We start from the raw sequence: 22,642 nt of genomic DNA on the forward strand, positions 1-22,642 counted from the left end.
AGACGCGGACGCGCGTCAAAACCTTGGCCGGTCACAAATGGCTGTTCAGGCAGGCTTTCGCAACAGTCACGGCTTGGCCGCAGCCCGCAGGACGGCATCCTCGTCCGCCCAGGCGACCAGCGCCGCCAGCACGGCCCCGGCCAGCGTCGCGCGCCAGGCCGGATCGGACAGGCGCTTGAAATCGCGGTCCGAGGACAGGAACCCCACCTCCAGAAGCGCTGCCGGAATATCCGGCGACTTCAGCACCGAAAAGCCGCCGGTCTGGTGCGGATGCCGGTGCATCCTGACCTTCGCCCCCCGGATCGCCGCGACCAGCGCCTCGGCCAGCCGCTCGGTGCGCGGGGCAGTGTCGGTCCGCGCCATGTCCATCAGCACTTCCGCCACCAGATCGTCCTGCGCGCTGAGATCGACCCCGGCCAGAAGGTCGTCGCGGTCATGGCGTTCGGCCAATGCCGCCGAGGCCTCGTCCGACGCATCCGCCGCCAGCGTATACACCGTCGCCCCCTGCGCATCGCCCTCGGCCAGGGCATCGGCATGCAGCGACAGGAACACGTCCGCCTTGGCCTCGCGCGCGATCGAGGTGCGGGTTTCCAGCGGCACGAAGATATCCTCGTCGCGCGTCAGCACCACCCGAAAGCGGCCATCCCGGATCAGCGCCTCCTTCAGTTCGCGGGCGAATGTGAGCATGAGCTTGGCTTCGCTCTGCCCCTCGCGCTCGGCGCCCGGGTCGATGCCGCCATGGCCGGGATCAAGCACCACCACCAGCGGTCCTGCGCCGGAAGGCACGGGGGCCACCAGATCCGCCGCCTCGGGCAGCGCCCAGTCCGGCAGATCGGGCCTTGCCGCTTCGGCGGCAAAGCTTGCCGCATCGGTCGGCTCCAGCGTCAGGTCGATCCGGGTCTCGGCGCCCGTCGGCATCTCGGCCCGCACCACCTTCAGCGGATGCTCCAGTTCCAGCACCAGCCGCGACCAGCCCGGCCGGAAGGCGCCCGCGCGCAGCGACGCGCCCGGTCGAACCACGGCCAGCGCCTCGACCCCGCGCCAGTCGACCTCGCGCGTGTCGATCACCAGCCGGGGCGGGTTGTCCATCATCCGCAGGCGCCAGGGCACCGGCTGGCTCAGCGCGATGCGCAGCTCCAGCCCGCCATCGCCGGTGGCGATGATCCCCGACCGCAGCGGATCGACCTTCGCCAATGCCGACAGGTCTTCGGCCACCGCCGGACGGGCCAGGGTCAGAACCAGCAGCAGCAAGGACAGAAACGGGCGAAGCGCGATCATCGCCGCCTTATCCCTGCTTGGCCCGGCTTTGTAAATTGCGCCAACCGCTTCGGTATCACGAAACGGCGAGCGCCTTGTCTTGCCCGGGGTCGCCGCCTATCCTCCGTCCGCCGCAGGTTTGCGGCCCGTTCAGGAGACCGCATGACCCGCCTCGCCCTTGGCCTGATCGTCAGCCTTGCCAGCCTTCCCGCCTTCGCCGAAGACCTGCCGAAGACCGCTCCCGTGGCGGGCAGCGTCGACAGCACGATGACCGAGGTCGAGCGCAAGGCCTTGCGCGACGAAGTGCGCGCCTATCTGCTGGAGCATCCCGAAGTGCTGATCGAGGCGATGGACGTGCTACAGAAGCGCGAGGAAGACGCCTCGCTGGCGCGCGACGTGCAGATGGTGTCCACCCACAACGACGTGATCTTCCAGAACCCGAACGACTGGGTCGGCGGCAACCCGAACGGCGACATCACGCTGGTCGAGTTCATGGATTACCGCTGCGGCTATTGCCGCAAGGCCTATTCCGAAGTTGACGAGCTGATCAAGACCGACGGCAACATCCGCTTCGTGGTCAAGGAATTCCCGATCCTGGGCGACGCTTCGATGCTGTCGGCGCAGTTCGCAATCGCGCTCCGCCAGCTGCACGGCGACGAGGCTTACGCCAAGGCGCATGACGCGCTGATGACGTTGCGCGGCGAGCCTACGCCCGAGACGCTGGCCCGGTTGGCAACCGATCTTGGTCTCGAAGCCAAGCCGATCATCGACCGCATGAACGCGCCCGAGGTGATGGCCGTGATCAAGGACAATTACGCGCTTGCCGAGCAGATGGAGATCACCGGCACGCCGGCCTTCGTGTTGAAGGACACGGTGATGCGCGGCTATGCGCCGCTTGAGACGATGCAGGATTTCGTCAAGGACGCCCGCGCCGACGGCTGACCTTGGGGTTCAGCTGTGAAATGGGCGGCCCGATATGGCCGCCCTTCCTGTCATGCTTCCAGCGCAGTCGGGTCCGGCCGCAGCGCATGGACAACCCAGAGGCCGGTGCCCAGCGTCATCAGCCCCGTGCCGACGACCGCGAAGGTTCCCGCCAGCCCGAACCAGGCAACCAGCGGCGCCGACACCAGCGGCGAGGCGAACTGGCCGAGGAAGAAGGCCGTGGTCAGCAGCCCCGAAGCCCGCCCCCGCATCGACGCGGGCACCCGCTCCATGAACCATGTGGTGTAGTTGGGCATCGATATCCCCATGCCAAGCCCCGCAATCAGCGAGCCCATCAGCACCCCGTGCCAGTCCGACGCCGTGGCATGGGCGAGGAAACCAAGGCCAATCAGGAAGAAGGACAGCCCGAAGATCGTCATGGCGCTGAGCCGCGCCCGGATGCGGCCATACATCAGCGCGACAGGAGCCGACACCGTGACGAGCGCCGCCATCAGCGCCCCCACGACCAGCGGGCTTGTCACTCCCAGCGCCTCCAGATGGAACGGCAGCCGGGTGGGCGTGACGTAGAACGCGGTCTGGAACAGGAAGGCCAGGGGCGCGATGAAGGCATAGGCTGCCCAGGGGAAGCGGTCGGCGCTGGAGGCAACCGCCTTGGGCCGCGCCTTCTCGGCCGCGATCCGGCGGGCGTGCGGGCCAAGGACCAGGAAGGCGAGCGTGGCAATCGGCACGATCAGCGCATAGACGGCGAAGGCCCCGCGCCAGTGCAGGCTGGCCAGCGCCCCGCCCGCCAGCATGAACACGATCCCCGCCAGCGAAATCGCCGCGCCCTGCCAGCCCAGGAACCGCGCCCGCGCCGGGCCCTGCCAGAGGTCGCTGGCCCAGGTCATCCCCAGGTTCATCGTTCCCGCGACGCCCAGCCCAAGGGCCAGCCGACCCGCCAGCATCCCCCACAGGCTTTCCGCCCAAAGGCCCGAGGTGCCGCCGATGGCGTATAGCGCCGCCGTCAGCAGCAAGAGCTTCTGCCGGTCCCAGCGGTCGATCAGCACCCCCATCAGCCCCGCTGAAAGCACGATGGCGAGCGAGGGCAGCGTCACGATCAGCCCGGCCAGCGTGTCGATATGCGGCACGTCGGCATAGTGCGCGCGCAGGCCCGGCAGGGACGAGGCAACCGTGGCATTGGCCATGATCGTCATCGACGCCAGGCCCAGAACGGCCAATGTCACCGCCCGGCTGGGCGGCGTTTCGGAACTCCGATCCATCTCACATTCCTTGATCTTGTCTTGCGGAAGATGGCAAAATCCACCACTATGGACAAGATAGCTATTCATGCAAGGTGCGTCCAAGATCATGGACAATGACCTCGACCTCTCTGCCCTGCGCGGTTTCCGCACTGTCCTGCGCGAGGGCTCGTTCTCGGCCGCCGCGCTGGCCCTGCGGGTGCCGAAATCCACCCTGTCGAAGCGCGTGGCCGATCTTGAGGCGCATCTCGGCGTCCGGCTCATCGAACGCTCCACCCGCACGCTGCGCCCCACGCAGGAAGGCGAGGTCCTAGCCGCCCGCGCCGACCGCCTGCTGGGCGAGGCCGAGGACATTCGCCGAGCGCTTGGCGAATCCGGCGGCACCCCGCGCGGGCACCTGCGGCTGGCGGTGCCGCAGTCGATCGGCAACGTGCTGATCGGCGGCATCGCGGCCGGGTTCCGCAAGGCCCATCCCGATGTGACGCTGGAGGTGCATTTCCTCGACCGCGCCCCGGATCTGCTGGAGGAAGGCTTTGACGGTTGCATCCGCTTTGGCCCCTTGGAGGACAGCAGCCAGGTCGCCCGGCGGCTGTTGCACGGTCAGGCGATGCTCGTCGCCGCCCCCGACCTGCCCGGGCTCGATGCGCTGAACCGGCCCGAAGACCTGGCCCGGTTCGATCTCGTCGGCCTTGCCGCGCCCTGGCCCGGCGGCCTCCCCCTGCAGAACGGGCGCGAGGAGGTGGTGATTCCGCATGACCCGCCCCTGCGGCTCGGCTCGCACCTTGCGGTGCGCGATGCACTGCTGGCCGGGGCCGGAATCGCCGCCCTGCCCGGCATCGTCGCCCGCCCCGAAATCGCCGCCGGACGGCTGGTGCATGTCCTGCCCGACTGGTCGACACCCCGGAAGGCGATCTATTTCGTCTACCCCTCGGCCCAGTCGGTGACCGCCCGGCTGCGCGCCTTCATCGACCATCTGGCCCGGGAACTCGGGGACGACTGACGGCGCGGGCCTACTCCGCCGCCAGCTTCTCGGCCGCTTCGATCTCGGCGGCCTTCGCCTCGACCAGTTCGACGATGTGATCGACCATCCGGTCGTTCGACAGGGTGTGATCCTGCTTGCCGGCCAGATAGACCATCCCCTTGCCTGCCCCGCCGCCGGTAAAGCCGATGTCGGTCATCAAGGCCTCGCCCGGGCCGTTCACCACGCAACCGATGATCGACAGGCTCATGCTGGTCGTGACATGCGCCAGCCGGTCCTCCAGCGCGGACACCGTCTTGATCACGTCAAACCCCTGCCGGGCGCAGGACGGGCAGGAGATGATCGTCACCCCCCGGTGCCGCAGGCCCAGCGATTTCAGGATTTCATAGCCGACCTTGACCTCTTCCACCGGGTCCGCCGAAAGGCTGACGCGGATCGTGTCGCCGATCCCCATCCAGAGCAGGTTGCCAAGCCCGATCGCCGATTTCACCGTGCCGGAGACGAGGCCGCCCGCTTCGGTGATCCCGAGATGGATCGGCGCGTCGGTTGCGTCGGCGAGCTGCTGATAGGCGGCGGCGGCAAGGAAAACGTCCGAGGCCTTCACCGAGATTTTGAACTCGTGGAAATCGTTGTCCTGCAACAGCTTGATATGGTCGAGGCCGGAGTCCACCATGGCATCCGGGCAAGGCTCGCCATATTTGTCCAGCAGGTGCTTTTCCAAGCTTCCCGCGTTCACCCCGATACGGATGCTGCATCCGTGGTCTTTGGCCGCCTTCACAACCTCGGCCACGCGCTTGGAGTCGCCGATGTTGCCGGGGTTGATCCGCAGGCAGGCGGCGCCTGCTTCGGCCGCCTCGATGGCGCGCTTGTAGTGGAAATGGATGTCGGCAACGATCGGCACCGGGCTTTCCGCGACAATCTCCTTCAGCGCTCGGGTCGACTCCACATCCGGCGTGGAAATCCGCACGATGTCTGCCCCGGCCACCGCGCAACGCTGCACCTGTTCAAGCGTCGCCGCCACGTCCGAGGTGATGGTGTTGGTCATGGTCTGCACCGAAATCGGCGCATCGCCCCCGACCAGAACCTTGCCCACGCGAATCTGTCGCGACTTCCGACGCTCGATATTGCGCCAGGGGCGGACGGGGTTGTGGGTCATCGGTCAGGCTCCAGGGACTACCGCCCGGAACATAGGCCGGACGGGCAGCACCGGCAATGGGCGGGGTTTACTCCGACGCCTCGGGCACCGGCGCGGGCACCACGTCAGAGGCATCCGCGGTGGCAAAGTTCGCCAGGTCCTGATCCGCCGTCAGGTCAGCCTGCGCGTAGGTCTGCGTCAGCGCCTCGGGCGACAGCGGAATGTCCTTGGCGATCTGCGCCCCAGGCGCGGCAGGCCCATAGGCCACCCCGTCGACGACGAAGTAGATCGACCCGGAATTGCCGGTGCGGAAGACGGCAGCGGTTTCCAGCGGCGGCACGGCATAGCGTTCGCCCGCGTCGAGGATCTTCTCGAACAGCACGGTGCCGTCGGCGGCATTGACCCGCACCCAGGACGGGCGGACGGCCAGAACCTCGACGCCTTCCTTGGCATCGGCGATAACCTGCACGTCCCCTTCGACCGCCTGGTCGATGGCGGCGTCCACCGCATCGGCCTCGGCCACCTGCGACAACACACCCGTGTCACGCGGGTTGATCGCCGCAATCGGGCCATCGCGTGAGGTCAGGACCGGCACGTCCAGAGCCTGCGGTCGGTACAGGCGATCCAGCACGTCTTCCGTCGCCGTACCCTCGGCGCTTGCCACCGCCTCGGTGGCGGGTTCCACGGGACGCGATGCCACCACCTGCGGCGCGGTCGCCCCAGCATTGGCCAAGGGGTCGATCTGGGCCACCACGGTCGGCGCCTCGTCCACCGGGGCCAGTTGCACCCGCTGCACTTCCTGCAAGACCGACCAGCCGCCATAGCCGATGGCTCCGATCAAGGCGACCAGCACGGCAATGGATCCCAGCGCACCGGGTTCGATGTGGCTCCAGATCGCTTCGCCGCGCGGGATGAAGCTTGCGTTCGGGTCGCCCAGCGGGTCGGAAAACTCTGACCGCGCCCGCGCCTTGACGATCTGCTGCGGCGAAGCGGCGGCGGAAAGCCCGTGCGACACCTGGTATCCGGCCTCGGCGCAGAAGCGTTCGAAGGCCCATTCCGGGTCCATGGCCAGGTAACGGGCATAGGAGCGAACGTAACCGGCGACGAAACCGGGCGTCTCGAAAGCAGAAAGATCGGCGTTCTCGATGGCGGCGATATAGGTGGCCTTGATCTTCAGCTCGCGCTGAACATCCAGCAGCGATTTCCCAAGCGTGGCCCGCTCGCCGCGCATGAGATCGCCGAGACGCAACTCGAAGTCGTCAAAGCCCTTTGGCTTGTCTTCTTCGGTTGTCGAAGGTTTCGACCTCCAACCGATCATCAGCGCCCTGTCCCCTTCGGTGCACTACTCAAGCGTGGCCGCCTTCCCCAGCGACTCACAATTGTTCTATTCGCGAAACCCTAGCACAGGACAAGGGGTTTTCCACCGGCCAAAGCCCTTAGGCAACCTGTTCGGCGCGATTCAGCGCACAATGCGCCCAGAGCGCATCCATGGCGCGCACCAGCTGGTCGATCTCCTGTGCACCATGGACCGGCGAGGGCGTGAAGCGCAGACGCTCCGTCCCGCGCGGCACGGTCGGGAAGTTGATCGGCTGGACATAGATGCCATAGCTTTCCAGCAACATGTCCGACAGCATCTTGCAGTGCACCGGATTGCCGACATGGACCGGCACGATGTGGCTGCCCTGGTCGATGATCGGCAGGCCCATCGCCTTGAGCCGTGTCTTCAGGATCTTCGCCTGGGTCTGGTGCTTCTCGCGCAGGCGCACCCCGCCCTCGCCCTTCAGGAACCGGACCGAGGCCGCCGCGCCCGCCGCCACCGCAGGCGGCAGCGAGGTGGTGAAGATGAAGCCCGGCGCATAGGACCGCACCGCATCGACCATCCGGGCCGAGGCCGCGATATAGCCGCCGAAGACGCCGAAGGCCTTGGCAAGCGTGCCGTTGACGATGTCGATCCGGCCCATCTGCCCGTCGCGTTCGGCCACACCCGCGCCGCGGGGGCCGTACATGCCGACGGCATGGACCTCGTCCAGATAGGTCAGCGCACCGAATTCGCTTGCCAGGTCACAGATTTCCTCGATCGGGCCGAAGTCGCCATCCATCGAATAGATCGATTCGAAGGCGATCAGCTTCGGCGCCGCCGGGTCGTCCTTCGCCAGCAGCTCGCGCAGATGCGCCACGTCGTTGTGCCGGAAAATCCGCTTCTCGCCGCCGCCGCGCCGCACGCCCTCGATCATCGAGGCATGGTTCAGCGCGTCGGAATAGATGATCAGGCCGGGGAAGATGGTCCGCAGCGTCGACAGCGTCGCATCATTGGCGATGTAGGCCGAGGTGAAGACCAGCGCCGCCTCCTTCCCGTGCAGGTCGGCAAGCTCCGCCTCCAGCCGCTTGTGCCAGACGGTCGTCCCGCTGATGTTGCGCGTGCCGCCCGAGCCCGCCCCGGTTGCGTCCAGCGCGGCGTGCATCGCGCCCAGAACCTCCGGGTGCTGGCCCATGCCGAGGTAATCGTTGCCGCACCAGACGGTGATGTCCTTCTGCGACCCGTCCGGCTTCGTCCACACCGCATGGGGGAACTGGCCCTGCGCGCGCGCGATGTCGATGAAGGTGCGATAGCGTCCCTCGTCGTGCAGGCGCTGAAGGCTCAGGTCGATCGCGTCGTCGTATCTGGTCATCGGTCTCGGTCCCTTTTGCGGCGGTTCTGCCCGAACCCCCGCCTTGGTGCCTTGATTTCGGTCAAACGCCGATTACGGCCAAGGGGGCGAATTGTCACCCCCAACTTTGGATGAATGTCTTCAACAATGCTGGAAGTCTACCCGATCCCGCCGCCTATGGACAGCAGGGTCTGGCCTGCTACGATCCGGAAAACCTTACCAGACAGGCCCGCCATGACCTCCGAAGCCCAGCTTGACGCCGTCCTTTCCCGCATCGACGAAACCCTGCCACAGTCGCTGGACCGGCTGATGGAGCTTCTCCGCATCCCCTCGATCTCGACCGATCCGGCCTACAAGGCCGATTGCGCCCGCACCGCCGAGGCGCTGGCGGCCGACCTGAACACGCTCGGCTTCACTGCCCGCGCCGCCGCGACGCCGGGGCACCCGATGGTCGTGGCCCATGGCGGCGAGGGGAAGCGCCATATCCTTTTCTATGGTCATTACGACGTGCAACCCGTTGATCCCCTGGACCTTTGGGACCGCCCGCCCTTCGACCCCGAACTGCAGGACACCCCGAAAGGCAAGGTGATCCGTGCCCGTGGCGCCTCGGACGACAAGGGCCAGCTGATGACCTTCATCGAGGCCTGCCGCGCCTGGAAGCATGTCCACGGAACCCTGCCCGGCAAGCTGACCATCTTCCTTGAGGGCGAGGAGGAATCGGGCTCGCCTTCCCTCGTCCCCTTCCTGGAGGCGAACCGAGAGGAACTCAGCTGCGACCTGGCGCTCATCTGCGACACCGGGCTGTTCGAGGCGGCGACCCCGGCCATCACCACCATGCTGCGCGGCCTTGCCAAGTCGGAATTCACCATCCGCGCCGCGAACCGCGACCTGCATTCCGGCATGTACGGCGGGCTGGCCCAGAACCCGCTGCACCTGATGGCGCGGCTTCTGGCCGCCTTGCACGATTCGCAGGGCCGGGTGCAGGTTCCGGGCTTCTACGACGATGTCGACGAGCTTCCCAACGCGCTCCGCCAGCAATGGCAGGCGCTGGCCTTCGACCACGCGGGCTACCTGGGCGACGTGGGCCTGTCCGTCCCCGCAGGCGAGCAGGACCGCACGCCGCTGGAAAAAATCTGGTCGCGCCCGACCGCCGAAGTGAACGGCATGTGGGGCGGCTATACCGGCGCGGGCTTCAAGACGGTGCTGCCGTCGGAAGCCCATGCCAAGGTGTCCTTCCGCCTCGTCTCACGCCAGGATCCCGAGAAGATCATCGCCGCGTTCAAACGCTGGGCCGAGGCGCAGATGCCCGCCGATTGCGAGATCCACTGGGAAGGCGGCAGCGACGGCGCCCCCGCCTCGGTCATGGCAATCTCCGACCCGGCCTTCGAATCCGCCCGCGCCGCGCTCACCGAGGAATGGGGCCGCCCCGCCGCATTCGTCGGCGCGGGCGGGTCGATCCCGGTCGCGGGCTATTTCAAGACCATCCTCGGCATGGACGCCATGCTGATCGGCTTCGGTCGCGACGACGACCAGATCCATTCCCCGAACGAGAAATACGACCTCGAATCGTTCCACAAGGGCATCCGCAGCTGGGCCCGCATCCTGGCCCGCATCGCGTGATGGTTGAGCTTCGCGACGCAAGGCCTTCGGACGAAACGGATTTCCGTCGCCTCTGGGAGGGATTCTGTAACGGCTACGGCCTGTCCCTGCCGCCCGAAGCGACCGCCTTCACCTGGGCGCGGCTGATGGACCCGGGCAATGCCCTGACCGCGCGTCTGGCCTGTGTCGAGGGCGTGCCGCAGGGCTTCGCCATCCACCAGCATCATCCCTCGACCTGGGTGATGGGCGATGACGGCTATCTGGAAGACCTCTTCGTCGCGCCGGAGGCCCGGGGCCAGGGCCTGGGCCGCGCGCTGATCGAGGATCTGGTCGCCATCGGCCGCGCAAAGGGCTGGCAGCGGCTTTACTGGCTGACCGAGATCGAGAACGCGACCGCCCGGCGCCTCTACGACCAGTTCTGCGACAATGACGGCCATATCCGCTACCGGATGACCCTGTAGCGCGACGCCGGGGCCGGGCCAAAAAGTCTTCGAAGACTTTTTGCAAATTCCTTCGAAGGAATTTGTCCCGCCACAAACGAAAACGGGGGCCTCGCGGCCCCCGTTCCCGTGTCTCGCTCAGGCCCTCAGCTCGCCTTCAGCGCCGTCGCTTCCTTCAGCGTGCCCTTCATCTCCCAGCTCACCACCACCTTCTCGCCGACCTTGAACGGCTTCAGGTCATAGCCCGCGGGCAGGTGATAGGTGGTGCCGTCCTCCAGAACCACCGTCATCGCCTTCGCGTCGATGGTCTTGATCACGCCGGAGCTGTCGGTCGAGGCTGCCAGCACGGCAGTGCCGAGGCCAAGCGATGCGATCAGGGCAAGGGAAAGAACGTTCGAACGCATGATGCGTCTCCTGTTTCAGGAACGGGCCATTCCGCGGCTTCCGTTCCAGTCACGTCCCGGCGCGCCGGGCCTGTCGCGTCGATGGGATCTCCCATCCGGCAGGCTCTGGCCGGGATGGGCCGGACGCTACTCCCGGCACCAACCGTTGCGAAGGGGGGCTCACCGCAAGGTGGTGCCGCGTGAAGGTTCGTGCTGCATCGCGGAATAGGCCAGTTTGCGCCGAAGCAAATGCGCAGTCGAAACCGCATCTTTCCAGAGGCTTGTCGAAATCAACGGTTGGGGGTAGTTGCGTTGCGGCTGCGGCGACCGCCTTGGCAAATCACGCCCCTGCGATTGGCCTGCGAGCTTACTCACAGCGTCGCCAGGTGGTGCGGGTTCCGTCCGGGTAGTCGATCACCAGAACCTGTCCCTTGCCGTCCGACTCGCGCCGGATCACCGCCGACTCGACCCACTCATCGCCACCACCGCTGACCAGAAGCGTCGCCTCCACGGTGTCCGGATCGTTCGGGGATTCGATCAGGTCGGTGACGGTCATGCCCCATTCCGCGCCGAACAAGGTGCCATCGCTGACCGTGATCGGCTCGCCAGTGCCGCAGGGCTGACCCTCTGCGGCATATGTCCCGTCGAATCCCGTGGGCAGGGCAACTCCGCCTTCGGCAAGCGCGGCCCTGGCAGAGAGGATGAACAGGGCAAAGGCAAGACGGATCATCGCGGCGTTCCTCCGGTGTGGCCGCAGCCCTACCGACACCCGCCGCAGGGGGCGAGGCTGGAATGCCTGACCATCACGGGAAGAAGCTGGCGCGGTGGACGGGGCTCGAACCCGCGACCCCCGGCGTGACAGGCCGGTACTCTAACCAACTGAGCTACCACCGCGCGCTGGAACGGGCAGATAAGGGGTTGTCCGGGGGGCGTCAAGCGGGAAACGTCGTCACCCCGACCGATGTCGATCCGCCGGAACGGATACGGGCAAGCCGCGCCTCCCTCCCCGCCACGGGAGAAAGATGGAAGGGTGCGATCCGGCGGCGGAGCGTCGCACGAGGCCCGCAGAAAGGATGAACACTTCCTGAACGCCCACGGCCAAGCCGCTGAATTCATTGCAATCCCAAACGCTGTCCTGCGTGGACACCCGTCTGGCTGCCGATGATCGGGCGACAGGGAGGAGACTGGCGCGGTGGACGGGGCTCGAACCCGCGACCCCCGGCGTGACAGGCCGGTACTCTAACCAACTGAGCTACCACCGCGCGTCTCGTCAGCCACCCCTTCCGGGAGCGGCGTGGCGGGGTATTACGGAAGCCCGCAGGCCCCGTCAAGCCATGCGAAAGCCAATTCCCCTGCATTATTCGCCGCACCCGCCCGGGCCGGCCCGCCCTTGCTCATCGACCGCCATATTTCTATGCTTGCATGCGTAGGGGCAGAGACGATGTTGCAAGACGATCCGGTCCTCCAGGACCTCTTTTCCCGTATTGCCGCCGGGCTGAGCCGGTTGGCCCTGGGGGGTGCCGGCCTGCTCGCCCCCGTCTTCCTGGTCTCCTCGCTGGTCATAGCCTTCGTCCTCTGGCGGATGCGTCGTCCGGGTGTCGGCTTCCTTCGCTGGGCGCTGCCCCGGGAAATCTGGTTCCATCCCTCGCACCGGGTCGACCTGAAGGTCCTGATCTTCTCGCGGATCCTCATGGCGGCATCTTCCCTTCTCGCCATCGCCTCGGCCACGACCATCGGCACGCGGGTTTCGGAACTGGTTGGCGCAACCTTTGGAAAGATCGCCGGCGAGCCCGCGGTCTCGCATCCGTTCCTCGTCGCGACACTCGTCTTCCTGACTGCGGATTTCTGTCAATACTGGTCGCATCGGCTGACCCATGACTGGGCGTTCCTCTGGCCATTCCACGCCACCCATCATTCCGCCGAGGTCATGACCCCGATCACGGTTCTGCGCAGGCATCCCGTCGACAACATGTTCTGCGATTTCTTCACCGGAATCGTGACCGGACTGCTGCTTGGCGTGATTCTGGGGGTTACGGTAGGCCCGGTGCCCCTTGGGATGCTGGCCGGGTTGAGCGTGTCATTCTATCTCTTCTGCCTGCTCGGCGGGAACCTGCGACACAGCCATATCTGGCTCAGCTATGGCCGTTTCGTGGAGCACCTTCTGATCTCGCCCGCGCAGCACCAGATCCATCACAGCTGCGACCCACGGCACCACAACCGGAACTACGGGTTGATCCTGGCGACCTGGGACTGGATGTTCGGCACTCTCTACATTCCTCGCGGACGGGAAGAGCTGACCTTCGGGCTGGCCGATGCAGCGGGTGAAAAGGTGGCTCAACCCCACGGCACGCTTGTGCGGTTCATGGTCGAACCGTTCCGCGCCTCGATCCGGGCGCTGCGCCGGAAAAGGCCTGCCCCGCGCCTAGCGATCCGGGGCGGGGATGAACTCTCCGTCGTCCCCGGGCGGCAGCTTGAAGCGGCCGTGCTGCCAGTCGCCCGCGCGCCAGGCCTCTTTCGCGGCCTCGATCCGTTCGCGCGAGGAGGCCACGAAGTTCCACCAGATGAAGCGCGGTCCGTCCATGGTGGCCCCGCCGAGTAGCATGATCCGCGCGCCCTGCGGCCCCGCCTTGACCGAAATGCGGTCGCCTGGCCGGAAGACCAGCATCCGCCCGGCCTCGAACACCTGGCCGCCGACCGAAACCTCGCCCTCCAGAACGTAGACGCCCCGATCCTCGTGGTCGTCGGGCAAGGGGATCGCCGCACCGGGTTGCAGGACAGCGTCGGCGTAGAAAACCTCGGAGGGCATGGCGAGATCCACCTTCTCGCCCCAGGCATGGCCCAGGACCAGGCGGACCTGTTTTCCCTCTCCGTCAAGCTCCGGCAGTTCGTCGCGACCCAGATGCGTGAAGCCCGCCACCGCGTCCTCGCGGTCCTTCGGCAAGGCCAGCCAGGTCTGGAGGCCGAACATCGACAGGGGCGCCTTCCGGGCCTCGCCGTCGGTCCGTTCGGAATGGGTGATCCCCTGCCCCGCAAGCATCCAGTTGACCGCGCCGGGCTCGATCCAGGCGTCGGTCCCCAGGGAGTCGCGGTGGTGGAGGCGGCCTTTCAGGAGGTAGGTCACGGTCCCGAGGCCGATATGGGGGTGGGGGCGCACGTCGATGCCTTCACCCGTCAGGAACTCGGCCGGGCCCATCTGGTCGAAGAAGATGAAGGGGCCCACCATCTGCCGCTGGGCCGAGGGAAGGGCACGGCGGACCTCGAACCCGCCGAGGTCGCGGGCGCGGGGGACGATGACGGTCTCAATGGAATCAACGGCGTCGCCGAGGGGGATCGAGGGGTCGAGCAGCGGGTTCCACATGGGGGTCTCCTTTGCATAGGAAGGTAGACCGGGGGAGCCGGAATTTCATCCCGATCTGGCCGCGCGGGGGGTGTGCGGGGGTGAACAGGGGAAACGTGTCCACAGTGGACAAAAAATCGGATGCAATGGAATCAATGGGTTGGTCGCGGACGTTCACCACTCCTTAACCTCTGACCAGAGACGGTCAATCGCAGCGCAGGCCCTTGTTGCGAAGCTGGTCGGCCCAGAAGAAAAGCCGGATCGAGGGGTCGAGCAGCGAGGCGCAGAAGATGTCGCGGTCGGCGGCGGTGATGGGGTCCTTCCAGCGCAGACGCTCGTGCCAGCCGTTCACCACCTGCGCGAAGGCGTTGGAACGGCCACGCGGGTCAGGCGACGGGCCGAGGGACAGAAGCGAGGCGACATAGGCGGCGTCCTGCGCGTCCGGCGGCGGGGGAATGAAGATGTTGTGTTCTGTTCCCGGGGTCTTCGGCAGGAGCGGGCGCGGCGGGCCGAGCGGCAGGCCCAGCGCCGTCACGGCTGCGGCGAGGTCGATGGGCGGCGTGATGGCGCGGGTGCGGGCGAAGAGGAAGCCGCCGCCCGCGTTGCCATTGCCGAGGCCTCCCCCGTCGAAGCCCACGAGTCCATTGGGCCGGGAATAGAACAGTTGCACCGCCCGGAACACCACCGGCGCCTCCACGCTTGCCCCGGCATAGGCGGTGGCGGTGCGGGTGCCGATTTCCTCCAGCGGCCAGGCGGCGGTTGCCCGGTCGCGCCAGATGCGGTCGTCGTTCAGATCTAGGACCAGAGCGGCGGGCTGGCGGTCATCGGGCGCGAAGAGGATGCAGGTCGCCCCCGCTTCCGCAAAATCCGCGCTGGCCGCGTGGCAGGCCGCATCGGTTGCCTTGACGAACCGGGCGCTGGTTTCGGCCTTGTCGTTGGTGAAGGCATCGTCGCGCAGGGTGATGCGGACCCAGGCGACCTTGCCGCCGGTCAGCAGGCGCTCGCAAAGGTCGAAGCACGGGGCATCGCCGTAGAAGTCGGAGCGCACGCCTTTGGTGTTCCAGAGATCAGGATGGTGGCTGGCGTTGCGGATGATCTCGACCCCCACCTGCCCTGCAAGCGCAATCGGCTGCGGTGCGACCGGGGATTTCGCGGCAATCATCGCCCGGGCCTCGCGGTCGGCCATCCCCGGCAGCAAAAGCAGCGAGGCCGGAAGCGCAAGGCCAAGCGCGAGAGCGGGCCAGCGCAGCCAGCTGTTTCGGGCAAGGACGGCGGGAAGCAGCGCCCAGAGCAGGATCGTCGCCATCGGCAGGATGAAAAGAAGTGGGACGGTCAGCCCGAAGGTGAAGATCAGCACGATCAATGCCACGCCGGGGACGGCGAACAGCAGGGTCAGCGCGGTGCAGACCGCGAGCAGGATGAAGTAGGGCCGCACCATCAGACCACCTGAACGCCACTTGACTGCCAGCGACCCTAGCCCGGCAGGCAACGGCGCGCAAATCGCGTTCTGCACCGCACGCGACGCTTGAATTGCACGAACGGATAATATCGGATGGGCAAAGAGAATCGGAGAGGTGGCGCGTGACGGTCCGGACCGAGTTTCCCGAAGCGATCACCGAAATCGAGGATCTGCGGATCCCGATGCCCGACGGCACGCGGCTTTCGGCCCGGGTCTGGATGCCCGCCGATGCCGCCACCCGCCCGGTCCCTGCCGTGCTGGAATACATCCCCTACCGCAAGCGCGACGGCACCCTGCCCCGCGATGAGCTGATGCACCCTTATGTCGCCGGACATGGCTATGCCTGTGTCCGGGTCGACATCCGTGGCAATGGCGACAGTGAAGGGCTGATGGAGGACGAATATTCCGCGCAGGAGTTGCAGGATGCCTGCGACGTGATCGCCTGGCTGGCCAGGCAGGACTGGTGTTCGGGCAGCGTGGGGATGATGGGGAAAAGCTGGGGCGGGTTCAACTGCCTGCAGACGGCCTTCCTGCAACCCCCGGCGTTGAAGGCGGTGATCTCGGTCTATTCCACCACCGACCGCTTTGCCGATGACATCCACTTCAAGGGCGGCGCGCTTCTGGGGGAAAACTTCGGCTGGGGCAGCGTGATGCTGAGCTATTCCTCGCGTCCGGGCGATCCGCTTCTGCACAACGGCTGGCGCGAGGACTGGCTGAAACGGCTGGAGGCGGAGCCTTTCCATGCCCCCGGCTGGGCGGCGCACCAGACGCGGGACGCCTACTGGAAGCACGGATCGATCTGCGAAGACTGGAACCGGATGACCGTCCCTATCCTGTCCTTCGGCGGCTGGAACGACAATTACATGAACACGGTCGCCGCGCTGATGCAGAATGCGCGGGGGCCGGTGAAGGGGATCATCGGGCCCTGGGTGCACCAGTATCCGCATACCGCCGTGCCGGGTCCGAAGATCGGCTTCCTGCAATTGGCGATCCGCTGGTGGGACCGCTGGCTGAAGGGCATCGAGAACGGGGCGGAGGATGACCCGGCCTTCCGCGCCTACATGCTGCATTCCCAACCGCCGAACCCCAGCGCACCGCATCGCGACGGGCACTGGATCGCCGAGGCCGCATGGCCGACGCCGCGGGTCAGCCGCCGGGTGATGGTGGTTTCGGATGCGGGGCTTGGGGTTGCGGGGCCGCTTTCGGCGTCGGTCTGCACGGCGCAACACCTCGGGATGCAGGCGGGAGAGTATTTCCCGATGGGGCTGAACGCCGAAATGGCGGGAGACCAGCGCACCGACGACGCGCTGTCGGTCTGCTTCGATGCCGCGCCCCTCGCCGAACCGCTGGAGGTTCTGGGGGCGGCGCGGCTGACGCTGCGACTGGCCTCGGACAAGCCGCTGGCATTCCTCGTAGCGCGGCTTTGCGATGTGGCGCCCGATGGCTCCTCGACCCGGATTGCGCATGGCATCCTGAACCTCTGCCACCGGCGCAGCCGCGAGGAACCGGAGCCGATGCTGCCGGGTGTGCCGGAGGACATCACGCTGGTGCTGGACCAGATGGGCTATCGTCTCGCGACGGGCCACAGGCTGCGGCTGGCGCTGTCGACGACCTACTGGCCCTTCGTCTGGCCCAGCCCGGAGGCAGCGACGCTGGAGATCACGGCGGCAAGCCTGGATCTGCCGGTGCATCAGGGGACGGGCGCGGCGGAATGGACCCCTCCCCCGGCCGAAACCGCGCCGCCGTGGAAGCACCGGATGCTGCGCACGGGAAGCGCCACGCGCCGGATCGAGACCGACCTGATCGCCGGGCGGCATGCGCTGGTGGTCGAGGACGACCAGGGCGATCCGGAGAACCTGACGCATGGGCTGATCACCGGCGAGCATACGACCGAGCGCTGGGAGATCGGGGCCGATCCGCTGTCCGCCCGCGCCGAGATCAGCTGGGAACAGCGCCTGTCGCGCGGGGACTGGCGGGTGATGACGCGGGTGGCGACGGCGATGACCGCGACCGCCACGCATTTGCGCATGCAGGCGACGCTGACCGCCCGGGAGGGCGACGCCGTTGTCTTCCGGCGCGACTGGGACGAGGAGGTGGAGCGCAAGTTTGTGTGACGACCCGCGAAAAAACGTTTGTCGCAAGACAGGGTTCGCGGTTTATTGATTCCCAAGTCAACAAAAGAATCCCCGGTACGGGGACCAATCCAGGGAGACCAGCATGAACGACAAGCACAACCAGCTTGACTGGATGGTGGCTGAGGCTGCCAAGGGCCGGATGACCCGGCGCGAATTCGTCGGCCGCACGACGGCGCTCGGGGTATCGGCCGGGCTCGCCTCGGCGCTCTTCGGCAAGGCCGCGCGGGCGCAGGAGGCCAAGAAGGGCGGCGTGATCCGCGTCGGCATGCAGGGGGGCGAGTCGACCAACAGCCTCGACCCGGCGCTGGCGGCGTCCGAAGTGCCGTTCCAGGTGAACATGACCTGGGGCGAGATGCTCTGCGACGTGAAGCCGGACGGCTCGCTCGACATGCGGATCGCCGAAGAGGTTTCCTCGACGCCCGATGCCGCCGAATGGAAATTCAAGATCCGCCAAGGCGTGGAATACCACGGCGGCGGCACGGTGACGGCGGATGACGTGGTGGCGACGCTGAAGCGGCACACCGACGAGAAGGCGCAGTCGGGCGCGCTGGGGATCGTGCAGGGCATTGCCGACATGAAGGCCGAGGGTGACATGGTCACGCTGAAGCTGAATGCGGCCAACGCCGACCTGCCCTATCTGATGGCCGACTATCACCTGATCATCCAGCCGGGCGGCGGGGTGGACAACCCGACGTCAGGCATCGGCGCCGGCCCCTATGCGGTGGAGGTGAACGAGCCCGGCGTGCGCCACACCTTCAAGAAACACGCCAATTACTTTGACAGCACCATCGGCCATGCCGACGAGGTCGAGATCCTGGTGATCAACGACAACACCGCGCGGACGGCCGCATTGCAGTCGGGCCAGATCCACATGATCAACCGGGTCGACCCGAAGATCGTCGAGCTTCTGAAAGGCGCGGCAGGTATCCAGATCAAGGCGGTCGCGGGGCGGGGGCACTATGTCTTCATCATGCATGTCGACAAGGCCCCCTTCGACAACAACGACATGCGCATGGCGCTGAAATACGCGATCAACCGGCAGGAGATGGTCGACAAGATCCTGGGCGGGCTGGGCAGCCGGGGCAACGACTTCCCGATCAACGCGGCCTATCCGCTGTTCGACGACAGCATCGAGCAGCGCGAGTATGACGCGGCCAAGGCGGCGGAGTACTACAAGAAGTCCGGCCACGATGGTTCGCCCATCATCCTGCGCACCGCTGCGGGCGCCTTCCCCGGCGCGGTGGATGCGGCGAACCTGTTTGCCGCCTCGGCAAATGCGGCGGGCATCCCGCTGCAGGTGAAGCTGGAGCCCGACGACGGCTACTGGTCGAACGTCTGGAACGTCGAACCTTTCTGCGCGTCCTACTGGGGCGGGCGTCCGGTGCAGGACCAGATGTACACCACGGCCTACCTGTCCACCGCCGACTGGAACGACACCAAGTTCAAGAACGCCAAGTTCGACGAGCTTCTGCTCGCCGCGCGGGGTGAGCTGGACGCGGCGAAGCGCAAGTCGGAATACAGCGAGATGGCGCATATCCTGCGCGACGAAGGCGGCCTGATCCTGCCGATGTTCAACGACTTCGTCTCGGGGGTCAGCGACGTGATCGGCGGCTGGGCCGACGATCCGAACGGCGAGCTGATGAACGGACGCGCGCAGGTCCGTTGCTGGCTGAACGCCTGAGGCGGGGCGCGTGCATCCGATCCTGAGACTTGTGGTCCAGCGCCTTGCGCTGGGCCTCCTCCTGCTCCTCGCCGTCTCGGCCGTGATCTTCCTGGGCGTCGAGGCGCTGCCGGGCGACACGGCTCAGGCGATCCTGGGGCAACAGGCCACGCCCGAGGCGCTGGCCAACCTGCGCGAGAAGATGGGGCTGAACCAGCCGCCCCTGACCCGGTATTTCCAGTGGCTCGGCGGTATCCTGACCGGCGACCTGGGCCATGCGCTGACCAACGGCGCCGACATCGCGCAATCCATCGGGCAACGTCTTGGCAACACTTTGTTCCTGGCGGGCTGCGCGGCCGTGATCGCCGTGCCGCTGGCGATCCTTCTGGGCCTCATCGCCGCCCGATATGCCGGGCGCTGGCCTGACAAGCTGATCTCGGGCGTAACGCTGACAACGATCAGCCTGCCGGAATTCGTCGCAGCCTATTTCGTGATCTATCTCCTCACCCAATTGATCCCGATCTTCCAGCCCGTCGCCATGGTCTTCCCCGGCATGGGCTTCTGGGAAAAGCTGCACGCCGTCGCCCTGCCGGTCATCGTCCTTGTGCTGGTCGTCCTGGCCCACATGATGCGGATGACCCGCGCGGCGATCCTGAACGTCATGCAGTCGGCCTATATCGAGACGGCGGAACTCAAGGGCCTGTCGCCGATGACGATCATCTGGCGCCACGCTTTCCCGAATGCCATCGCGCCGGTGGTCAGCGTGGTGATGCTGAACCTTGCCTATCTGGTCGTCGGTGTCGTCGTGGTCGAGGTGGTGTTCGGCTACAACGCCCTTGGCCAGTACCTGGTCGACCATGTGACCAAGCGCGACCTGCCGGTGGTGCAGGCGGTGGGGCTGATCTTCGCCGCCGTCTACATCTTCCTGAACATGCTGGCCGACATCATCGGCATCCTGGCCAACCCGCGTCTGAGGCACCCGAAATGAGGCTTCCGCTTTCCGCCCTCATCGGCCTTGTCCTGACCGGGAGCTTCCTCTTCATCGCGGTCTTCGGGCACTGGATCGCGCCATGGCCCATCGACGACAGCTCCGGCGGCCAATGGGAGGGCATGTCGGCTGCGCACTGGCTGGGCACCGACACCATCGGCCGCGACATCCTGAGCCGCCTGATCTATGGCGCGCAGATCACCATCTTCGTGGCACTGGCTTCGTCCATCCTGGCGTTCTCGCTCGGGGCCTTCCTGGGCTTCCTTGCCGCCGTGAAGGGGGGATGGATCGACCAGATCCTGTCGCGGGTCGTCGATCTGATCATGGCGGTGCCCTCGCTGATCGTCGCGCTGGTCATGCTGTCGGTCCTGCCGCTGAACCTGACGGTCCTGATTCTGGTCATGGGCATCCTCGATTCCACGCGCGTCTTCCGCCTGTCGCGCGCCGTGGCCGTCGACATCGCCGTCATGGACTATGTCGAGGCCGCCAAGCTACGGGGCGAGAAGGGCACCTGGGTGATCTTCCGGGAAATCCTGCCGAACGCGCTGTCGCCGCTGGTCGCCGAGTTCGGGCTCCGTTTCATCTTCGCGGTCCTGTTCATCTCGACCCTGTCCTTCCTTGGCCTTGGTGTGCAGCCGCCGCTGGCGGACTGGGGCGGGATGGTGAAGGAGAACAAGGACGGGCTGATCTACGGCAAGTCCGCTGCGCTCCTGCCCGCCGCCGCGATTGCCGCGCTGGCGATCAGCGTGAACCTGGTGGCGGACTGGATCCTGACCCGCACCTCCAGCCTGAAAGGAGGCCGCGGTGGCTGATCCCCTGCTTCTGATCAAGGGCCTTGTGATCGAGGCCACCTCCTACCCGCCGGGGGAACCCCCGAAGAATGTGACGCTGGTGCATGGCGTTGACCTGACGTTGCAGAAGGGCAAGGTCCTGGGGCTGATCGGCGAATCCGGGGCTGGCAAGTCGACCATCGGGCTTTCGGCCATGTCCTACGGGCGCGGCGGGGTGCGGCTGACCGGGGGCACGATCCATCTGAACGGGCGGGAAATCCGGCTCGCCTCGCACAAGGACCTGCGGGAGCTGCGGGGGCGCGAAGTCACCTATGTCTCGCAATCGGCGGCGGCGAGTTTCAACCCGGCCAAGCAGATCATGGAGCAGGTGATCGAGACCTGCCTGAGCCACGGGCTGTGCAGCAAGGCCGAGGCCGAGGCCCGCGCCCGGGGGCTGTTCAAGAAGCTGGGCCTGCCGAACCCCGACACCATCGGCAACCGCTATCCGCACCAGGTTTCCGGCGGGCAGTTGCAGCGCTGCATGACGGCGATGGCCCTCTGCCCGAAGCCCGATCTGGTGATCTTCGACGAACCGACGACCGCGCTGGACGTGACGACGCAGATCGACGTGCTGGCCGCGATCAAGGAGGCTATCCGCGACACCCATGTCGCTGCCCTGTATATCACGCACGACCTTGCCGTGGTGGCGCAGGTCGCCGACGAGATCATGGTGCTGCGTCATGGCCGGATGGTGGAGCTGGGCGAGACCGGGCAGATCATCCATGCCCCCACGCAGGACTATACCAGGGCGCTGGTATCGGTCCGCGGGCTGGAGCATACCGAGAAATCGCCTGCCCCGCCGGTGTTGCAGGTCGCGAACATCACGGCCCGCTATCGGGGTACCAGTTTCGACGTGCTGAAGAACGTCTCGGTCGACCTGCCCGCCGGGCAGACGCTGGCGGTGGTGGGCGAATCGGGCTCGGGCAAGTCGACGCTTGCACGGGCGATCACCGGGCTGTTGCCGCCCACGCAAGGGCGGATCACCTTTGCCGGTCGGCAGCTGTCGGCGGATTTGGCGGGGCGCAGCAAGGACGACCTGCGCGAGATCCAGATGATCTACCAGATGGCCGACACCGCGATGAACCCGCGGCAAACGGTCGGGACGATCATCGGGCGGCCGCTGGAGTTCTACTTCGGGCTGAAAGGAGCCGAGCGCGACCGGCGGGTGCAGGAGCTTCTGGACCAGATCGAGATGGGCAAGGGCTTCGCGCAGCGTTATCCGGCGGAACTGTCGGGCGGGCAGAAGCAGCGGGTCTGCATCGCGCGGGCACTGGCGGCGAACCCGAAGCTGATCATCTGCGACGAGGTGACATCGGCGCTGGATCCGCTGGTGGCGGACGGGATCCTCAAGCTTCTCCTGAACCTGCAGGCCGAGGCGCATGTGGCCTATCTGTTCATCACCCATGACCTTGCCACCGTGAAGGCCATCGCCGACAAGATCGCGGTGATGTTCAAGGGCGCGGTCGTGCGCTACGGCCAGAAATCCGACGTGCTGACCCCGCCCTTCGATGACTACACCGACCTGTTGCTCAGCTCGGTGCCCGAGATGGAGCTGGGCTGGCTGGAGCAGGTGATCGCGCATCGCAGGATGGAAAGCGCGGGGAACTGATGG

The 22,642-nt window shown here is 66.6% G+C and carries 18 protein-coding genes, 2 tRNA genes and 1 pseudogene; 10 read left to right on the forward strand and 11 right to left on the reverse strand.

Annotated features, from left to right (window positions below; translation table 11 throughout):
• Positions 1-66: 66 nt before the first annotated feature.
• Entirely contained in the window at positions 67-1,278 is a 1,212-nt protein-coding gene (locus JNL31_RS03790) for an N-acetylmuramoyl-L-alanine amidase (RefSeq protein ID WP_294970191.1), read from the reverse strand.
• A gap of 141 nt (positions 1,279-1,419) precedes the next feature.
• On the opposite strand from JNL31_RS03790, the gene JNL31_RS03795 reads away from it, so the two are divergent.
• Positions 1,420-2,199, forward strand: a complete 780-nt coding sequence (locus JNL31_RS03795; protein ID WP_294970192.1) for a DsbA family protein — start codon at positions 1,420-1,422, stop codon at positions 2,197-2,199.
• 50 nt (positions 2,200-2,249) lie between these two features.
• On the opposite strand, the gene JNL31_RS03800 is transcribed toward JNL31_RS03795, so the two are convergent.
• On the reverse strand, positions 2,250-3,458 hold the full coding sequence (locus JNL31_RS03800) for an MFS transporter (RefSeq protein ID WP_294970195.1): 1,209 nt from the start codon (positions 3,456-3,458) through the stop codon (positions 2,250-2,252).
• A gap of 67 nt (positions 3,459-3,525) precedes the next feature.
• On the opposite strand from JNL31_RS03800, the gene JNL31_RS03805 reads away from it, so the two are divergent.
• Positions 3,526-4,437, forward strand: a complete 912-nt coding sequence (locus JNL31_RS03805) for a LysR family transcriptional regulator (protein WP_294970198.1) — start codon at positions 3,526-3,528, stop codon at positions 4,435-4,437.
• Between the two features lie 10 nt (positions 4,438-4,447).
• Here the strand turns inward: JNL31_RS03805 and ispG are convergent, their stop codons facing one another.
• The 3 genes from ispG to hemA form a co-directional block, all read right to left on the reverse strand.
• Positions 4,448-5,572, reverse strand: a complete 1,125-nt coding sequence (gene ispG, locus JNL31_RS03810; RefSeq protein ID WP_294970201.1) for a flavodoxin-dependent (E)-4-hydroxy-3-methylbut-2-enyl-diphosphate synthase — start codon at positions 5,570-5,572, stop codon at positions 4,448-4,450.
• 67 nt (positions 5,573-5,639) lie between these two features.
• Positions 5,640-6,869: a helix-turn-helix domain-containing protein gene (locus tag JNL31_RS03815; RefSeq protein ID WP_294970203.1), complete on the reverse strand. Its 1,230-nt coding sequence runs from the start codon at positions 6,867-6,869 to the stop codon at positions 5,640-5,642.
• A 118-nt stretch (positions 6,870-6,987) separates the two neighbouring features.
• Positions 6,988-8,220 carry a 5-aminolevulinate synthase gene (hemA, locus tag JNL31_RS03820; RefSeq protein WP_294970205.1) on the reverse strand — a complete coding sequence of 411 codons (1,233 nt, stop codon included), beginning with the start codon at positions 8,218-8,220 and terminating at the stop codon, positions 6,988-6,990.
• A 213-nt stretch (positions 8,221-8,433) separates the two neighbouring features.
• Here hemA and JNL31_RS03825 point away from each other — a divergent pair, with 213 nt between their 5' ends.
• Both JNL31_RS03825 and JNL31_RS03830 read left to right on the forward strand, forming a co-directional pair.
• Complete coding sequence (locus tag JNL31_RS03825) at positions 8,434-9,819, forward strand: M20/M25/M40 family metallo-hydrolase (RefSeq protein ID WP_294970207.1); 1,386 nt, start codon at positions 8,434-8,436, stop codon at positions 9,817-9,819.
• Positions 9,819-10,259, forward strand: coding sequence for a GNAT family N-acetyltransferase (locus tag JNL31_RS03830; protein WP_294970210.1), 441 nt, complete (start codon positions 9,819-9,821; stop codon positions 10,257-10,259). Before JNL31_RS03825 ends, JNL31_RS03830 begins: the two co-directional genes overlap by 1 nt.
• Positions 10,260-10,384: 125 nt before the next feature.
• On the opposite strand, the gene JNL31_RS03835 is transcribed toward JNL31_RS03830, so the two are convergent.
• The 4 genes from JNL31_RS03835 to JNL31_RS03850 all read right to left on the reverse strand — a co-directional run bounded on the left by JNL31_RS03835 (position 10,385) and on the right by JNL31_RS03850 (position 11,883).
• Complete coding sequence (locus JNL31_RS03835) at positions 10,385-10,642, reverse strand: DUF1344 domain-containing protein (protein WP_294970212.1); 258 nt, start codon at positions 10,640-10,642, stop codon at positions 10,385-10,387.
• A gap of 346 nt (positions 10,643-10,988) precedes the next feature.
• Positions 10,989-11,351, reverse strand: coding sequence for a hypothetical protein (locus tag JNL31_RS03840; RefSeq protein WP_294970216.1), 363 nt, complete (start codon positions 11,349-11,351; stop codon positions 10,989-10,991).
• 87 nt (positions 11,352-11,438) lie between these two features.
• Positions 11,439-11,515, reverse strand: a tRNA-Asp gene (locus JNL31_RS03845).
• A gap of 291 nt (positions 11,516-11,806) precedes the next feature.
• Positions 11,807-11,883, reverse strand: a tRNA-Asp gene (locus JNL31_RS03850).
• A 428-nt stretch (positions 11,884-12,311) separates the two neighbouring features.
• On the opposite strand from JNL31_RS03850, the pseudogene JNL31_RS03855 reads away from it, so the two are divergent.
• A pseudogene (locus JNL31_RS03855) lies at positions 12,312-12,875 on the forward strand (sterol desaturase family protein); the annotation flags it as partial.
• Between the two features lie 168 nt (positions 12,876-13,043).
• On the opposite strand, the gene JNL31_RS03860 reads toward JNL31_RS03855, so the two are convergent.
• Both JNL31_RS03860 and JNL31_RS03865 read right to left on the reverse strand, forming a co-directional pair.
• Positions 13,044-13,979 carry a pirin family protein gene (locus JNL31_RS03860; protein WP_294970218.1) on the reverse strand — a complete coding sequence of 312 codons (936 nt, stop codon included), beginning with the start codon at positions 13,977-13,979 and terminating at the stop codon, positions 13,044-13,046.
• Between the two features lie 184 nt (positions 13,980-14,163).
• On the reverse strand, positions 14,164-15,396 hold the full coding sequence (locus JNL31_RS03865; protein WP_294970221.1) for a hypothetical protein: 1,233 nt from the start codon (positions 15,394-15,396) through the stop codon (positions 14,164-14,166).
• A 143-nt stretch (positions 15,397-15,539) separates the two neighbouring features.
• On the opposite strand from JNL31_RS03865, the gene JNL31_RS03870 reads away from it, so the two are divergent.
• The 5 genes from JNL31_RS03870 to JNL31_RS03890 all read left to right on the forward strand — a co-directional run bounded on the left by JNL31_RS03870 (position 15,540) and on the right by JNL31_RS03890 (position 22,639).
• Positions 15,540-17,531, forward strand: coding sequence for a CocE/NonD family hydrolase (locus tag JNL31_RS03870; RefSeq protein WP_294970224.1), 1,992 nt, complete (start codon positions 15,540-15,542; stop codon positions 17,529-17,531).
• A gap of 103 nt (positions 17,532-17,634) precedes the next feature.
• A complete protein-coding gene (locus tag JNL31_RS03875) occupies positions 17,635-19,233 on the forward strand; it encodes an ABC transporter substrate-binding protein (protein WP_294970227.1) in 1,599 nt (532 codons plus the stop codon).
• Positions 19,234-19,243: 10 nt separating this feature from the next.
• Complete coding sequence (locus JNL31_RS03880; protein WP_294970230.1) at positions 19,244-20,200, forward strand: ABC transporter permease; 957 nt, start codon at positions 19,244-19,246, stop codon at positions 20,198-20,200.
• Positions 20,197-21,012: an ABC transporter permease gene (locus tag JNL31_RS03885; protein ID WP_294970234.1), complete on the forward strand. Its 816-nt coding sequence runs from the start codon at positions 20,197-20,199 to the stop codon at positions 21,010-21,012. The genes JNL31_RS03880 and JNL31_RS03885 overlap by 4 nt, the downstream gene beginning before the upstream one ends.
• Positions 21,005-22,639, forward strand: a complete 1,635-nt coding sequence (locus JNL31_RS03890; RefSeq protein ID WP_294970237.1) for an ABC transporter ATP-binding protein — start codon at positions 21,005-21,007, stop codon at positions 22,637-22,639. Before JNL31_RS03885 ends, JNL31_RS03890 begins: the two co-directional genes overlap by 8 nt.
• Positions 22,640-22,642 lie beyond the last annotated feature (3 nt).

Source organism: Tabrizicola sp. (assembly GCF_016792905.1).
Classification (GTDB): domain Bacteria; phylum Pseudomonadota; class Alphaproteobacteria; order Rhodobacterales; family Rhodobacteraceae; genus Tabrizicola.